The sequence below is a fragment of the Ruegeria sp. C8 genome, assembly GCF_056537565.1.
In genome coordinates this window covers 137,614-152,765 of record NZ_JBQFRV010000010.1, presented here as the reverse complement: position 1 = coordinate 152,765, position 15,152 = coordinate 137,614, and the positions used below count along the sequence as shown (strand labels likewise).

Here is a 15,152-nt window from a genome sequence, read left to right as displayed (position 1 = left end):
CCCCTTAACTTGGAAAATGGGAGTACTGACACGTGAAAACACTGGCCTCACTGACAGCAATCGCTGGACTTGTTTCCATGGCAGCAAGCGGTGCCTTGGCGCAGGACGCGCTCCCGCAAACCTTGTTCACCAATGTGCATATCTTTGACGGAATTGATGAAGAGCGGATCGAAAACGCGAATGTTCTGGTTGAAGGCAATCTCATAAAGACAGTCTCGACTGACGGTATTGATGCGCCTGACGCGACGCTTGTTGACGGGGGCGGGCGCACGCTGATGCCGGGCTTGATTGACAGTCACGTGCACTTTTATGCCACAGGGCTCGTGCAATCCTTCTCGGGCCTTCAGGCCGCCAAATGGGATCAAATCGGGGCCACAGCAGCCGAAAATGCCCGCGACTATCTCTACGACGGCTACACCACGGTGCGGGATACCGGCGGAATGGGATCAGGTCTGCGCGAACTGATCGACAAGGGGATTGTAGACGGCCCGCGCATCTATGCGTCAGGTGCGGCCATCGGCCCGACATCCGGCCATGGTGACTGGCGAAACCCCGAGCAGCGAACCTTCAACATCGGTTCGGACGACGTCGCCAATACGTTCAACCTGTCATATATTGCTGATGGTGCCGAAGAAATCCGGAAGGCATCGCGGCTTAACTTCGCGCATGGGGCGAGTTTCCTGAAACTGATGGCCGGCGGTGGAGTGTCATCCGAGCTCGATCCACTCTGGTCCGTTGCTTACAACGTCAATGAGATTGCGACAGCCGTCGAGGCTGCGTCCTTCTTTGATACCTATGTGACAGTTCACGCCTATACGGACGAAACAGTAACAATGGCTCTGGACGCCGGCGTCAAGTCGCTGGAGCACGCTCAGATGGTGAGCGAAGAGACCGTCAAACGCATTGCGGATGAGGGTATCTTCTGGGCCTTGAATGTAGCTGGAATGGATCCCGCACTGCTTGATCACCCCAATTTCTCGATGCCAACAGTGAAACCGAAACTGGAAGAATATCTGGTCGGGTCAGAAAACGTCATTGAGTACATTAAGAAATACAAGCCCAAGATCGTGCATAACGTCGACACCGTGCTGTCCACCATTGGGTTTGGACGCGCGCACCGCGACTTTGAAAAATACTACTTCGCTGAATTGCTGGGTAACCATGCCTTCCTAGTTGCAGCGACCTCGACTGGTGGCGAGTTGGCACAGCTGACTGGGCGGCGGAACCCTTATCCCAACAAACTGGGCGTGATCGAAGAAGGGGCCTATGCAGACATCCTGATCGTCGATGGAAATCCGCTGGAGGACCTGTCGGTTCTTGGAGCAAACCCGAAATGGTTCGATGCACCGGCGCGTGATCGAGGGTTCGAGACCATTCGTGTCATCATGAAAGACGGCGTCTTCTACAAGAATACACTCGAATGAGCAGAGTATGCGGGAATTTGACATCTGCGCCTTGCATCGTCGATCCTGATCGGGGGAGTGATCAATGAACAGGGTAATCGCAGTAGTTCTTTGCGTATTTGGGATCGGCGTTGCTGAAGCAGCAGCCGACGAAAACCAAAGCCGATACTATCTGGGGATCGGGGAACCAAACTCCGAGGCCTGGCAAATCATGATCGACAACCCAACCGACCGGGAAAAGGACATGGGCGCTGCACTCGCCGCAATGGGCGGTGAGATGATAAGCTATTTTTGGGGACTGGCAGATGGCAAGAACTACATCACCGTCCGTTTCCCAGACGATCCGGGCATGGTGCAGGCCATGTATATTTCGCGTCTGAGCCAAGGGGTTCTGAAAGACTACAGGTTCATCGAACTGATGACGAGCGCGGACATGGTTGAAGCCCTGAAGCGCGTGCCGGAATTTTCAACTCCGGTCGAATGAAGTTAGGAAGCAAAGGAACAGTCTATGAAGATCGTGTACGGAATTCTCGCAGCCTTATCAGTTGTGTTTTTCATCCTTGGAGGCAGCGATGCCTATGCCAAAGACAACAAGGGTAAGAAGCCGAACAAGGGGGGCAAGGACCGTGATGTCAGCATTCAGATCGAAGACAAACCCGGCAAAGGCCCAAAGGCTGTGCCACCTGGTCAGATCAAGCGTTACACGCGCGGTGCCAAGCTCCCGTCTGATCTGGAGTTCGAGGAAATTGGGGACCTTTCCAAATGGAAGCTGAAGGAGCCGGGCAATGGAAACCGCTACATTCAGGTCGATGGTGAAGTTCTCGAAGTTACAAATGACCTCTCTACGGTTGTGGATGCTGTCGGCATCGTCGGCGATCTTCTCAACTAGACGAAAGTACGATGTTTCAGGGCAAGAATTACCTCGTTTGCCCTGACGCTGGCCGGGGCGATCTTTCTGTGAACCCCGGCCCAAGTTCAAAACCCAGACACCAGGCCTAGCGATCGAAAAAGCCCTTCTTATACTTTTTGCGCTTGCGACCCTTTCATGAGCACGCGTCCTGCTCGCGCAGGAATCCGTTGGAACTTAATGATGACCCGTCAGAGCCAGTGGCAGTGGGCGCTGTTTTGCGTACAATTGAGGAGCATATGACAATGCGTCTTTCCTTTGCGGTAATAGCCGCGTGCTTTTTGGCTTTGCCGGTTCATTCGGAAATTGCACGTATCGAATGGTCAGACCTGATCGATGAATCCGCTCAAGACTACGAAGATCCTTTCGTTGAATTGACTGACAAACAGCTTAACGCGCTTCGTAAATTGGTCCGGTTGCGCGCACGGCAAGAAAAAGGCGGGGCGACGCCAGAACAGCTGGACCAGCTTCAAGTGGATATCGGGACGACCGAAGCAACTCTTGCTGAGGGAGGCATTGATGCGAACTGGCTGATTTCCCAACCCTGGGTTGTGGTGGAAAGACGTGGGCAGGCGGGCACGACCACCAACGTCGACATCGATGGCGTGACCGTTTCATCGGGCGGGTTTGTGATCCCGGCAACCCGCGACGAAGATGGCTCCCAAAAGGCATATATCGTGCGGGAACGTGGAATGTGCAGCCACGTACCGCCTCCGCCACCAAACCAGATGGTGCGTTTGCGCCTGAGTGAATCCTGGTCACCATCGACAGTTTACGAGCCCATCGTTGTAACTGGTCAAATCAGGATCGACCCGACGCAGAACAAAATGCTGGTTGTCGATGGTCCCGTCCTGATGAAGGCTGCGTTTACCTTGGAGGTTGATGACGTTCAGACTTTTGGACCAATCCAGTCTTCAGAAGAGGCTACGACAAATAGGGCAAGCGTACTGATGGGAAGAATAATAGCGACTGGCGGGGCTATCAAAGACGAATAGTGACACAGCCCAACTGACCTGAATATGTTTCAGAAGGGGCGTTCTGTTAGGTGGGCCGAAAATCTGCTTGTCAGAGACTGAACGGCCAAAGCGGCGATAGGGGAGCGCATGAGGGTTTGGCTATTTAGGATAATTGGGCTTGTCGCACTTCTCGCTTTCGCAGCAGGCGCGTTTGTTTGGTTGTTGTTCGCTGCTCCGATGTTCTCGGACATGCGGCGCGACCTTGTGGAAAGAGTTCTTTCGGAACAAATTGGTCGGCCACTTCTTGTCAAAGATGATGTAAGCGTCGCGCTTGGCCGCACGAGTTACATTTACGTCGGTGGTGTGGTCATCCCGAGCCTGACAATGCCGCAGGAAGCTCTTGTGGAATTGAACCTGCTGGAGCTGGAGCTGGATATAGCCGCTTTGGCCAACAGGCGCCTGCACTTTGACAATCTCGTCGTGGAGGGCCTCCAAACAAATCTTCTGACGGCCGAAGACGGCACCACAAGCTGGCGAACAGACAGGCCGACACGCAGGCCCGAATCTGAGGAAACAGTATCAACGGAAGATCAAGAAGACGTCGCGAGCGCTGATAGTACCAATGAGAGTGGTGCGGAAGGCGGTGGGATCCTGAACTTTCTGAGCGACAAGAACGTAAGTTTCACATCAATCGGGTTAAACATTGACGACAAGGTCTCGGGCTTCTCATTTGTATTTGACCTTCAGTCACTCGCGCTCGAACAAGTAGACAATGGACAAAGAACAAAGGTCTCTGGTTCCGGCTCCGTCAACGGTCAGGTTTTCGAAATCGAAGGCGACTACCCACACGCCGCACCGTTTACGACACGCGCCAGTTTTGGCGAAATGACCGTAAGCTACGATGGCGAGCCCTTCTCGGCAGACGAAGGGGGCGGTTATCGGGCAGTCTTGGAAATGGACACAGGTGAGTTCGGTGATTTTCTGGACGTCATCGGGCTGGAACGCGTTCTGGAAGGCAATGGTCAGCTGCAAGCAGAACTCGTGTCTCAGGACGCTGTGAAGATCGAGGCGTTTACAACAACTGTAAGCTTGGAGGATGGGCAAAAACTCGAAGCTGAGGGTTCAATAGATGACCTCTACACCGCTCAGGGCGTTGATCTGATCTTCAACGCGCGGCTTCATCCCGAAGGACAGCCTCCGCCAGCAGCAAAAAGTATCCAGGAACTTAAATTCACCGGCTTTGAAATGCATATGGTCGGATCCCTGGCTTCCTTCGAATTTGAGAAGTTGCTGTTCCAAACCAATGCATTTGACCAAGGGCTGGACGTAATCGGCCCAGCCTCAATCGAAAGTATTCGCCGCATGCCAGACGGACGGCTTGCCATGCTGGGCATTGCGCTACAAGCCGGTCCAATTGAACAGCCTGTCCTGAAAGCCGAAGGTGAAATCCTCGATCTGCTTCAGCTTCAGGACGTGACTTTCGATGGGGAGCTAAACGGGCCCGCCAAGTTGATTTTGCCCAACCTCGATGAAGAATACGTTGACCAGTTCGGCGGCATCAAAGCCGATTTCAACATATCCAACGCGGGTGGGCCGGTTTCACTCAACAGGTTTAACGCGACCACCTACGGCACCGATCTCTGGGCGCTTGATCTCGCACTATCTGTCAACGAGCTAAGAGGCCTTGCCGGTCTCGATTTCGACGTGGAATTGGACATCGACGACAGCGCCAAGTTTCTGACCGCAGTTAATCTGCAGCCTGTCGAGATCGGAGCACTAGCTATTGATGCGGAAACCTCCAAACAGGGCGAGGACTTTGATGCCGCAATCCAGTTCGAAGCCGGGTCTTCGCATCTTCTTGCGGCTTTGGACGCAAAATTTCCCGAGGGTGCTTCTGTTGTTCGGGGCAACATCACGAGCGAAAGGCTCGATCTCAACGACCTGAAGAACCTGACTGCCGTGCTGGACCAACTGAAAAGCTTGGTAGGCGAGACCACAAAGGAACCTGAAGCCGAAGTTCAGCCTTTGGTTTTACCGAAGGAGACAGACGTCCAGCCCTTGGTATTGCCAAAGGAAAAAGGGAAACCTGCCGATCTTCTGGATGTGCAGCGCGTGCTTCGAGAAGCTGACGTCGAGGTACAGATCGACTTCAAAGAGATCGTAGGCCAGCAAGGCGTAACATCAGTTTCAAGCCAGTTGTCTGCCAAAGACGGAACTGTGGATTTCGGGCCCTTTCAGATGGCTTATGGCGGTGGAAACTTCAGCTTGCGGGCGGTCATGGATCTGATTGACTCTCCTGATTGGCTTTCATTGTCGGGATCGACCTCGGGATGGGAATTCGGCGAAATCTTGGATGAGTTGGGAATTGGTATTGAGGCCTATGGACGTTTGAGCGGAGAGTTCAACGTTTCTGGCAATACTGCCTCGGGCAAGGCCTTCATCAACTCCATGCGCGGCAATGCGTCTTTGTCGATGTCGCAGGGCTATATCAGCACCAGCCTATTGGAGCTGGCGGGGCTGGGCATATTCCCGTGGCTGTTTTCAGAGGAGTTTCGGCAGGGTTACACCGACATCACTTGCGTGGTCGCCCCGGTTGATATCCAGGCCGGGCGGGTCAGTTCAAACTCCATCGTCATTGAAACGGGATCAGTTCAGTTGGTGGCCAGGGGGCAAGTGGACTGGCTAAACGATAGCATCGCATTAAGAGCGGAGCCTCGTCGCGTCGGCAAACCCCTATCCCGGAGCGCTTGGCCATTTGATGTAACGGGTCAGCTTTCGTCGCCGAAGTTCAAGCTGGATGTGGGTGGGTCTATAAGCAAGGCTCCAGAGGGCGCTGATGCTATGCCTGTCGACAGGCAACCCTGTGTGCCGGACATCAATCAATTGCAGTAGTCGGACGCGACCTAGTTCTTCAGTGGTTCCGGCTGTTCAGCCTGACACGTCAGAACGGCCTCAATGGCTTTTGCGGACCCGCTGAGATCAAGCTCTACCTCGGCCCCACTTTCGCCAATAATCGTGACGCTTTGGCGTTTTCCAAACTCGGTCACAAACGCCGGGTTGTCGAAAAAGGCGTAGCCACCGGGAACTCCATTCTTATAGACACCAACCGCTTCGCCTTCGAATTTTGCATCACCAAAGTCGAACTTTACGATGCCGGTCGCGCCGTCCTCGATCTGCACCCAGGCCGGATTGTAGGCGGCAAAAAAACCACCAGCCTGATTGGGTGCCGCACCAATTTCAACGGTCATTTCGTCTTCAAAGGGCTTCCAAGCGAGACAGCCGTTTCCCTTTTCGAGATCAATTAAGATTGTCCAGTCACCGGATTCACCCCACCGCTCCATACCAGCAGCCCACACCACGCCAGCGGGGATCAATGCCATTGCTGTCAGCGCCAACCTGTTCATTTAAAGCTCCACAAATGGTCCGTGTATCTAAAGCTGCATTCAGATTATCTTGCGGGACAAATCAAATACAACCATTCAATTTATGGAATGCTGAGCCAACGCTAGTACGCCATTGCCCTGAACACGAAATCATCTTCAACCGCCGCCAGAGAAAAAATGACGCTCTACTCACCTAGAATTTGCCAGAGTTATTCAAAGCCTCTTTCGGGCCGATCCGTTCCTGAAAATCCCAATGTTCGACGATCTTTCCACTCTTGATCCGGGACAAGTAAAAAACGGCCCAGTCGCGCTCGTCTCGCTCTACATGGCTAAAAGCGACCACGAAATTTCCTTGACCGAGTGGTCGGTGAACTTTGACGTATTGCGCGGTTTTTCTGCCACTTGTCACTTCTCCAAGAAGCTTGGAAAAAGCTTCCAATCCATCGGCTACGCCGGTTGAGTGTAGCGTTTAGCGATCCGAAGGATTGCCGCCGCGCATTCAGTGCTGCCGTTCTCTGCAAAGTACGTAAAGGCCGCTAGCAGCCCTAGGCAGACCTTGAAAACACGAAATTCCAAAGTATTTACAACAAGATAGAGCATCATTTTGCTTGATCGGAGAGGCTGATAACACGGAAAATCTGCACCGGGTTACCGATGCCCTTCAGTTCCTGTTCTCCCATTTCTTCGGTCTCTACATATTCTTCTATGTCTAGAAGCGCCCGTTGGTTCAAAAGGATCTGCCCGTCGCTGGCAAAGTCGCAAAGCCTGGATGCGGTGTTCACGACCCCACCTATTGCAGTGTAGTCGGCGCGGCCATGAAACCCGATAAGCCCAAGCGTCGCATAACCACTACTGATCCCAATACCCAAACCCATCGCATGTCCGAGTTTCTGCCAGGGTGCTCGTATTCCTTCGAAGGCTTCGTTTATTGCCTTAGCCAGCCGCACGGCTTGCAGAACGGGCTGATCGCACGGAACCGGGTCATTGAAGAAGACCATCAATCCGTCTCCGGCTCGGTATCCAATTGTTCCTTTGTGTTTGGCAACTAAATGGCCAACTTCATCGTGGAAATGCTGGAGAAGGGTAATGACATCCTCCGGCTCAATCGCTTCGGAAATGGCGGTGAAATTCCGGATGTCGCAGAATAGGCAAGCGATGTATTGACGATGAGTATTCAAAAGCTCGTCAGCGTTTTCTTCGACGACAAGCTCCGCAACTTGAGGCGCAAGGAATTGTTTGAGACGCCCCAGCCTGTCAATCTCGCCTTCCTGGCGCTTTACCTTCTCAGTCAGTCTTTCGTTCAATGCTTCTATTTCATGTGTCTGGCTGCGGACCGTGTGGTTCAAAGCATCGAGTATAAAGTTCTGGTTTAGCAAAGCCGCGATCACCAAAAGCACATAAGCCAAAGCTTCGACGCGTTCATCATAGCCGAAGTATAGTGTGACAATCAGGATGACAGCAGCAATCCCACCAAGGACGAGTGGAAGCTCCTTGGCATGCCGTTTCCGATCTCTCCATAAGAAACTAACCGCCAATAATGCAAACACCCACATGAGCACCGCTTGCGCATGTGGGTTTATGGTAAGCGCTTCGTAGCCAACCAAATAGGTGAGCAAAATCCCGGAATAGCACGTGGCCAAGGAGGCCAGAGCAGCCAAAACAGCTCCGATCCCGATTGGCATCGAGATTTTGAACTCCTCAGTTGCCACGCCGATACCGTCGGCCGCAGCACGCGGCGAAGGCTCCGCAGCGGAGTTATTTCTGTGTTCGGGATCAGGCATGGTCCTCGTTCGCACTTGGTCGCTGGTAGAGTACGTTTGATTTGAGATTGCGTCAAAATCACATGCCAGCATGCGAAAGCTGAGGGTTTCACCAAAACAACAACGCCCAGCGAAACAATCTCATGCTTTACAGAACAGACTTGCAATCACCCGTCTAGGCGTAGTCACCTAATTTTAGGGGATGGAGGAAGCTGATGACGCAATGGAAGTTGGTGGTCTGTATCTTGTGCACGCTGACCCTTGTTGCTTGCGCCCCCAAAACTCGCAGATATGAAAAGACGGTATCGGCTTCGCTGCCGGCGGACTCGCGCACGGCTCTCAGTCGGGCGGCCAACCGGCTTGGCGATCCCAAAGACGGTCGGTCGGGCGTAAAGCTGATCAGTGACGGCGAAGAAGCTCTTGTCTCAAGGCTATTGCTCGCTGCGGCGGCCGAGAGAACGATAGACGCGCAATACTACCTTCTGCACGACGACCCAACAGGCCACCTATTCGCTGCCAGTCTTTTGCAAGCGGCTGATCGGGGTGTACGTGTCCGATTGTTGCTGGATGACATGGACACGTCCAGCTATGACGCGATGACCGCCGCATTGGACAATCACAAAAACATTGAGATTAGGCTGTTCAATCCATTCTGGCGGGAACAAAGCCTTCTGATCGCAGGTTTGACCGATTTCAAACGCATCAATCGCAGAATGCACAACAAGTCCATGACCGCAGACAACGTGTTCACGATTGTGGGCGGGAGAAACATCGGTGACGAGTACTTTCTCGCGCGAGAAGAAATGAACTACGCTGATCTAGATGTGCTGGCAGCAGGCCCCGTTGTACGCGAGGTGTCACAAAGCTTTGACTCATACTGGAACAGCGAATTCGCCGTTCCAGCTCGGGTAGTCGTTGGAGAACCTCAGGAATTTGACCTTGTTGATGCGCGAGTCAGGTTGAACGAACTGGTCGAGGAAGCGAAGCAAACGCAGTATGGCGCGGCCCTCAGAAAGTCAGCACAAGAGAACTTCGCAGATGGAGCCCTATCACTGGATTGGCTGCCTGCGAAGCTCTACGCTGATCCGCCGTCAAAAGCCGCCGGTCTCGAGAACTCAGGTCCCGTTCTGGCATCTCAATTGCTTCCGTACTTTGAGAATGCAAGCAGTGAAGTGAACATCGTCTCCGCCTATTTCGTGCCGCGTAGCAACGGTGTGAAATGGCTGACCGAATTGGAAAGCCGCGGCGTCGACGTAAAGGTTGTAACCAATTCACTTGCCTCTAACGACGTCGCACCCGTCTACGCCCACTACGCCAAAAAACGCCGTGCACTTCTGCGCGGTGGAGTAGAACTCTATGAACTGCGACCGGACGCCTATCAGGTCCAACGCCGCGGTATTAACTGGGCTCAATCCAGGTCAGGCCTGCATTCCAAGGCATTTGCAGTCGATGACCGATACTTGTTCGTAGGATCGTTCAACTGGGATCCGCGATCTGTCAACATCAACACCGAGATGGGAATTCTGATTGACTCGCCGGCATTGGCGACACAGACCATGGGTGCCTTGGATGACGCGCTACCCGCATACACATATAACGTAACGCTCGAGAAAGCTGGTCAGCTTAGATGGACGACAAGAGGCGATGATGGCAACGTTCTAGAGTACCAATCGGAACCGACAGGATCGACCTGGGATCACATAGTTGCGGGATTTTTAAGTGTTTTACCAATTGCGTCTCAGCTGTAGGTTTTGGCAAATACCCGACGCTACCAGAGAACTCCGGCCTGCAAAAAACGCTTGGATTGGGTTCAAAACGTCCGTTGCTCTTTTCCAGCCGGTCGTTTTGTTCATCCGCCCACCAGAATTTGCATCTTCGCTTTCAGCGCATTGCAGACCTTCGCGAGAATCCAAGCAGAAAAGCCGCATGGAACCCAAGGGGCCTTAGAGAGGCCCTTTGTGGGGTTGAGCGCCGCAAAGAACCATGACCGCAATGACTACGACAAAAACTGACAAAATTCGTCGCTAAGGCAGACAATCGCGCAGCGCAAGACTACAGGCAAACTACGCAAACTTATGGGGTGCGCGTAGTGTTATGCACAAACCTAAGCATCATGTAAGCGCGCTCATAACGGTGCGTTCCTGCAATTGATTGCATTCATTAAACTCAAGCGTGCTTGCGAATAACTTTTCACGATTTTCCCAATTGTTTGCACACTCCTCCTATCGGCGTCCGATTACATCCTTCCGAAAGTCTCTTTGAGTTCTGTGACTTGTGCTGCATCCAACATCCGGGTTGGCATGCCCCGCAAGGCCACAAGCAGCTTGGCCGTTTCTTCAAGCTCTTCTGCTGCACAGACAGCAGAGAAGAGGTCCTTTCCCGACACGACCGGGCCATGATTAGCCAACAGAACCGCACTGTACTTGCCGCCCAGTTCGCGGATCAAATCACCGGATTTCGGGTCACCCGGCTTAACGTATGGAACCAGTTTGACCGTGCCAACGCGCATCACCACGTATGGTGTTAGCGGTGGAATACAGTCATTGGGATCGGTGTCTTCCAAACACGACAGTGCAGTGGCCCAAGTTGAATGCAGATGCACCACGGCGCCCGCTTCTGGCCGCGTCTCGTAGAAGGCTTGGTGCAGAAAGACTTCCTTTGTCGGCTTATCGCCCGAGACGTAGCTGCCATCCAAACTAATCTTGGCGATGCGCTCTGGGTCGATATCGCCCAAGGTCGAATTCGTTGGCGTCATGAGGATTCCGTCATGTAGACGCGCGGAGACATTGCCCGCAGTGCCGACGGAAAAGCCACGCGCAAAAAGCGAGGCGCACAGTTCCGACATTTGCTGCCGTAAAGCCAATTCTTCAGATCTCATTTGCCGGCCTCCATCATTCTGAGGGCTTTCGCAAAAAAGTCCGGAGCGCCAAAGTTTCCAGATTTTAGGGCCAGCGCAATAGGTTCAGTTTTTCCAACGCTCAGGATTGGCACGCCCGGGTCGATCTCTGGCCCAATTGACATGGCCTGAGACCCCAGTGCCTCAGAGATGACCTTGGCAACAGCTCCCGACGTCTCCCCTCCGGCAACGACAAGGCGCTTATAGCCCGTTTGGACAAGTTCCCGGGCAGTTTCAGCAAAGAGATTGTCCAGCCTGTCCGCTACAGCTTCCTGACCGAATTTATTTTGGATAGCACGCACATCATCCGGGCTTCCCGATGAATATGCGAGCGGTGCCTGACCCGGATGCTTTTCAAAGAAATCCAGAAGCGTTTGCGTGGTCACATCCCCGGACATCACGCCCGGAACATCAATGGCGAAGGTTGGATAGGATTTCGCATGAATCTCAATCTGCCCGCGGGTCGCACCTGAACAAGAACCCGCAAGGATCGCGGCAGGCCCTGCGATACCAGTGAACGCTCTGCCAGCACTTTTGGATGAAGTCTCTCTCAGGAAGTTTCTTGGTAGACCCAGCGCTATACCCGATCCGCCAGTAATGAGCTTGGCATCCTTTAGAGCTTCGCCCCAAGCCAACAAATCTTCATCCGAAATCGCATCGCCAATCACAAATCGTTCGTCGGCGTTCTGCCAAGCAGCAGCAATCCCCTCTGATCCTTGCTTCACGGCGTCGATCGACACCAACCCGACCGGTTCTTTGGTTTGATGCTGCAACCATCGCCTAATGTTGGCATCCGTCATCGGAGTAAGTGGGTGGTTTTCCATTCCGGACTTGTTCAACAGCTTGCCGAGCACAAAAAGATGACCGTGATAGACCGTGCGCCCCGTTGTCGGAAAGGCCGGACAGAAAACCACCTTTTGCGCGCCCAGTTCGTTGGCCAGCGCTTCTGCAACTGGGCCGATATTTCCCTCCATAGTGGAATCGAAGGTCGAGCAATACTTGAAGATGAACTGCTGGCATCCTTGATCCTTAAGCCACCGCAGGGCGCGCAGGCTGTCCGCAACAGCTTCTTCGACAGGTGCGGTGCGGCTTTTGAGCGAGATCACACCCGCCTCGATCTCTTCGTTGGCTGGGGTTGTGGGAATACCCGGGAACTGAGCCGTTCGTAATCCACCTTCCGGCTCGACACCCTTTGCCAAGGTGTTCGCAATATCACTCGCACCGGTAAAATCGTCCGCTATGACGCCGATCTTCATAATTTGATTTCCCTGGTTGGCCCAGGATCCAGCCTATGAATATGCGGTGCCGCTCCGACTGGAAAGATCTCACGCACAAGTGGATCATGGCCGGGCACGATAAGTCGAGGATGCGAGGCCAATCTCTCTAGCGTCCCAAAACCATCCATCATGTCTTGCAGGTCGACGACGATGGGAAAGGCTTTGCGTGCCATGAAATTCTCGTAGTAATGCGAGGCATCAGAGGCGAGTACCATCCACCCAGCTCCCGTTCTTACGCGAACGCATTGCAATCCGCGCGAGTGTCCACCGATGCAGTGCACCGTGACCCCATCTGCAATCTCAGCTTCTCCATCGTAGAACACGACCTTGCCTGAATAGAGACGCTTTACCACCTCGCAGACATGGCCAGCCGTGAAAGGCGCACGCAGGTGGTCATGGCACATGCAGGGACCTGTGGCGAAGGCCATTTCCGCCGACTGCATATGCAACTTTGCGTTAGGAAACATGTGCAGTCCGCCCGCGTGGTCATAATGAAGATGGGTCACGATGACCTCGGTCACCGCTTCCGGCGAAATGCCTAGGGGCCGCAAGGCCTCGCGAGGGTCCATCGCGATGGGACGACCCCGGGCGGCGGCCTCATCGGAGTCGTAGCCAGTATCGACCAGAATGACTTTGTTGCCGCGTTTGAGCACCCAAACAAAATAATCCATCGCATGAGACGCGTCGTGATTATCATCAATGATGAAACTATCAGCGCGCGTCCGGGCATTTCGATCCGCGTATTTCACGGCGTGGATTTCCCAACCGTTCATCGGATGACCTCAGGATACTGGTGAACTACTTTGGTGGCGATAATATCAGCCACTGCCGAATCGAAAGACCTAAAATGCGCACTTTCTAGGTGGGCAGAGAATGCCACGCTGTCATCATAAACTTCATAGAGAAAAACTGTCTCGGGATCGCCGCCGAGGCAAACGTCAAACTGATGGCATCCGGGTTCTTCACGCAAAGAGGTTGAAGCATTTTCGACCATCAGCGGCAAAAAGGTGTCTCTTGAACCGGGCTTGAGAGTGAAGGTGACAGTGACCACAAACATCAGACAGAAAGTCCTTTTAGACGTGAGAAAGCGCGCTTTGCGACGGGCAGTTGGCTGAGGATCAGACCAATGTTGAGCAACAGCAGAATGGCCGCACCGGGTCGTGAAAAGAAGACCGAAAGATTCCCGTCCGACAAGAACAGCGACCGGCGGAAGGTTTCGTCAAAAAGGCTGCCCAGAATAACCCCGATAACCAACGGCGCGATTGGGTACTTCATGAGGCTCATGAAGTAGGCAACGGCACCGACACCGAGCATCAGGTAAAGATCATTGATGCCTCCACCAACGCTGAATGACCCAATTGTTGTCAGAACCATCACGACGGGCAAGAAGATGGTCTGCGGGATGGCGAGTATCTTGATAAAGACCCGAGCCGTGAAAAGCCCCATCATGAACATGGTCAGGGATGCCAGCACCAGGATCGCAACCACGCGCAGAATGATCTCGGGATCAATCGTCGGCCCCGGGATCACGTTGTTGATCTTGAAGGCCCCCATCAAAGCCGCGGCGGGTGGTGAACCGGGAATGCCCAACACCAAAAGCGGGATCAGCGCGCCGCCTATGCAGGCGTTGTTTGCGGTCTCAGAAGATAGCAGACCTTCCAATGACCCTTTGCCGTACTTGTCGCCCTCGGCGGACACCGTCTTGCCAACACCGTAACTGACCCAACCGGCTACATCTTCGCCCACTCCGGGAAGTGCTCCTACCCCTGTCCCGATCACGCCTGACCGGCCAATGGTGGGCAGGTAGCGTCGAATTGAGCGAAGGTTCGGAAGGATACGACCTTTCAGGGCCAGAACCTTCCCGGCCTCCACGTGCCTCAAACCGTCGATGATTTGGGGGATGGCAAAAGCCCCCATCAAAACTGGCACAACTTGAAACCCGCTCATCAAGTATGACCAGCCAAAGGTATAGCGCGGCTCAGACAACAGAGGATCGAGCCCAACCATGGACATCGCAAGCCCAATCAGACCGGCGATCCATCCCTTAATCACTAGGTCTTCGCTCATCAAAGTGCCAGAAAGCAAAATGCCGAATAGGGCAAGCAGCGCTTTCTCCGGGCTTGCGATGTTCTTTGAAACCAAAAGCAACGCCCAGACGAAAATCAAAAGCGTGATGGTCCCGATAACTGTGCCAATAAAACTGGCCGTTGTGGTCAGTCCGAGTGCTTCGCCCCCTCGACCCGCTTTGGCCAGAGGGTAGCCATCCATGGCCGTCGCCGCGCTGGCTGCCGTGCCCGGTATATTCAATAGAATTGAGGGGTAAGAGCCGCCGTAGATCGCGCCAACATAGGCTCCGAGCAATGCGATGAGTGAATAGTCGAGCGGGATTTTGTTGCCGAAGAAACCTGTCAGGATCGTCACCGCCAAGGTTGCCGTCAGACCGGGCAATGCGCCGAACGTGATGCCCAGGAATACGGATGCGATCAAATACAGATAGGTCAGCGGGTCCACTGCCAGGCCCACGAAGGCGGCCCCAAATCCAGCCAGTTGCGAAAGGATAAAGTCCATCC

The 15,152-nt window shown here is 53.7% G+C and carries 14 protein-coding genes; 7 read left to right on the top strand and 7 right to left on the bottom strand.

Annotated features, from left to right (window positions below; translation table 11 throughout):
* The first annotated feature begins 32 nt into the window (after positions 1-32).
* From ACR0KL_RS14605 to ACR0KL_RS14585, 5 genes are all read left to right on the top strand, one after another.
* Positions 33-1,424, top strand: a complete 1,392-nt coding sequence (locus tag ACR0KL_RS14605; RefSeq protein ID WP_170679040.1) for an amidohydrolase family protein — start codon at positions 33-35, stop codon at positions 1,422-1,424.
* Between the two features lie 64 nt (positions 1,425-1,488).
* Positions 1,489-1,887, top strand: a complete 399-nt coding sequence (locus ACR0KL_RS14600; RefSeq protein ID WP_170679042.1) for a hypothetical protein — start codon at positions 1,489-1,491, stop codon at positions 1,885-1,887.
* 24 nt (positions 1,888-1,911) lie between these two features.
* The gene (locus ACR0KL_RS14595; protein WP_170463054.1) at positions 1,912-2,292 is read left to right on the top strand and encodes a hypothetical protein; all 381 of its coding nucleotides are present in this window, start codon (positions 1,912-1,914) and stop codon (positions 2,290-2,292) included.
* A 224-nt stretch (positions 2,293-2,516) separates the two neighbouring features.
* The gene (locus ACR0KL_RS14590; RefSeq protein WP_480777190.1) at positions 2,517-3,305 is read left to right on the top strand and encodes a DUF3299 domain-containing protein; all 789 of its coding nucleotides are present in this window, start codon (positions 2,517-2,519) and stop codon (positions 3,303-3,305) included.
* A 108-nt stretch (positions 3,306-3,413) separates the two neighbouring features.
* Positions 3,414-6,158 carry an AsmA family protein gene (locus ACR0KL_RS14585; protein ID WP_480777189.1) on the top strand — a complete coding sequence of 915 codons (2,745 nt, stop codon included), beginning with the start codon at positions 3,414-3,416 and terminating at the stop codon, positions 6,156-6,158.
* Between the two features lie 11 nt (positions 6,159-6,169).
* On the opposite strand, the gene ACR0KL_RS14580 is transcribed toward ACR0KL_RS14585, so the two are convergent.
* Positions 6,170-6,670 (bottom strand): hypothetical protein, encoded by a 501-nt coding sequence (locus ACR0KL_RS14580; RefSeq protein WP_170679048.1) that lies wholly within the window; start codon positions 6,668-6,670, stop codon positions 6,170-6,172.
* Between the two features lie 232 nt (positions 6,671-6,902).
* Between ACR0KL_RS14580 and ACR0KL_RS14575 the strand changes: the two genes are divergently transcribed.
* Positions 6,903-7,109 carry a hypothetical protein gene (locus ACR0KL_RS14575; RefSeq protein WP_170679050.1) on the top strand — a complete coding sequence of 69 codons (207 nt, stop codon included), beginning with the start codon at positions 6,903-6,905 and terminating at the stop codon, positions 7,107-7,109.
* 139 nt (positions 7,110-7,248) lie between these two features.
* Here the strand turns inward: ACR0KL_RS14575 and ACR0KL_RS14570 are convergent, their stop codons facing one another.
* Positions 7,249-8,430, bottom strand: coding sequence for an adenylate/guanylate cyclase domain-containing protein (locus ACR0KL_RS14570; RefSeq protein ID WP_170679052.1), 1,182 nt, complete (start codon positions 8,428-8,430; stop codon positions 7,249-7,251).
* Between the two features lie 194 nt (positions 8,431-8,624).
* Between ACR0KL_RS14570 and ACR0KL_RS14565 the strand changes: the two genes are divergently transcribed.
* Entirely contained in the window at positions 8,625-10,157 is a 1,533-nt protein-coding gene (locus ACR0KL_RS14565; protein WP_480777188.1) for a phospholipase D family protein, read from the top strand.
* A 488-nt stretch (positions 10,158-10,645) separates the two neighbouring features.
* On the opposite strand, the gene otnC is transcribed toward ACR0KL_RS14565, so the two are convergent.
* From otnC to ACR0KL_RS14540, 5 genes are read right to left on the bottom strand one after another with little or no spacing between them, the layout of a single operon-like run.
* On the bottom strand, positions 10,646-11,287 hold the full coding sequence (gene otnC, locus ACR0KL_RS14560) for a 3-oxo-tetronate 4-phosphate decarboxylase (protein ID WP_170679056.1): 642 nt from the start codon (positions 11,285-11,287) through the stop codon (positions 10,646-10,648).
* On the bottom strand, positions 11,284-12,561 hold the full coding sequence (otnK, locus tag ACR0KL_RS14555; RefSeq protein WP_480777187.1) for a 3-oxo-tetronate kinase: 1,278 nt from the start codon (positions 12,559-12,561) through the stop codon (positions 11,284-11,286). The genes otnC and otnK overlap by 4 nt, the downstream gene beginning before the upstream one ends.
* Positions 12,558-13,355, bottom strand: a complete 798-nt coding sequence (locus tag ACR0KL_RS14550) for an N-acyl homoserine lactonase family protein (RefSeq protein ID WP_170679060.1) — start codon at positions 13,353-13,355, stop codon at positions 12,558-12,560. The genes otnK and ACR0KL_RS14550 overlap by 4 nt, the downstream gene beginning before the upstream one ends.
* Entirely contained in the window at positions 13,352-13,639 is a 288-nt protein-coding gene (locus ACR0KL_RS14545; RefSeq protein ID WP_170679062.1) for a putative quinol monooxygenase, read from the bottom strand. The genes ACR0KL_RS14550 and ACR0KL_RS14545 overlap by 4 nt, the downstream gene beginning before the upstream one ends.
* Positions 13,639-15,150 (bottom strand): tripartite tricarboxylate transporter permease, encoded by a 1,512-nt coding sequence (locus ACR0KL_RS14540; protein ID WP_170679064.1) that lies wholly within the window; start codon positions 15,148-15,150, stop codon positions 13,639-13,641. Before ACR0KL_RS14540 ends, ACR0KL_RS14545 begins: the two co-directional genes overlap by 1 nt.
* Between the last annotated feature and the right edge of the window lie 2 nt (positions 15,151-15,152).

Coding starts and splice junctions, on each gene's coding strand:
- ACR0KL_RS14600 (WP_170679042.1), top strand. CDS start 1,489: ATGAACAGGGTAATCGCAGTAGTTCTTTGCGTATTTGGGATCGGCGTT.
- ACR0KL_RS14595 (WP_170463054.1), top strand. CDS start 1,912: ATGAAGATCGTGTACGGAATTCTCGCAGCCTTATCAGTTGTGTTTTTC.
- ACR0KL_RS14585 (WP_480777189.1), top strand. CDS start 3,414: ATGAGGGTTTGGCTATTTAGGATAATTGGGCTTGTCGCACTTCTCGCT.
- ACR0KL_RS14580 (WP_170679048.1), bottom strand. CDS start 6,670: ATGAACAGGTTGGCGCTGACAGCAATGGCATTGATCCCCGCTGGCGTG.
- ACR0KL_RS14575 (WP_170679050.1), top strand. CDS start 6,903: ATGTTCGACGATCTTTCCACTCTTGATCCGGGACAAGTAAAAAACGGC.
- ACR0KL_RS14570 (WP_170679052.1), bottom strand. CDS start 8,430: ATGCCTGATCCCGAACACAGAAATAACTCCGCTGCGGAGCCTTCGCCG.
- ACR0KL_RS14565 (WP_480777188.1), top strand. CDS start 8,625: ATGACGCAATGGAAGTTGGTGGTCTGTATCTTGTGCACGCTGACCCTT.
- otnC (WP_170679056.1), bottom strand. CDS start 11,287: ATGAGATCTGAAGAATTGGCTTTACGGCAGCAAATGTCGGAACTGTGC.
- otnK (WP_480777187.1), bottom strand. CDS start 12,561: ATGAAGATCGGCGTCATAGCGGACGATTTTACCGGTGCGAGTGATATT.
- ACR0KL_RS14550 (WP_170679060.1), bottom strand. CDS start 13,355: ATGAACGGTTGGGAAATCCACGCCGTGAAATACGCGGATCGAAATGCC.
- ACR0KL_RS14545 (WP_170679062.1), bottom strand. CDS start 13,639: ATGTTTGTGGTCACTGTCACCTTCACTCTCAAGCCCGGTTCAAGAGAC.
- ACR0KL_RS14540 (WP_170679064.1), bottom strand. CDS start 15,150: ATGGACTTTATCCTTTCGCAACTGGCTGGATTTGGGGCCGCCTTCGTG.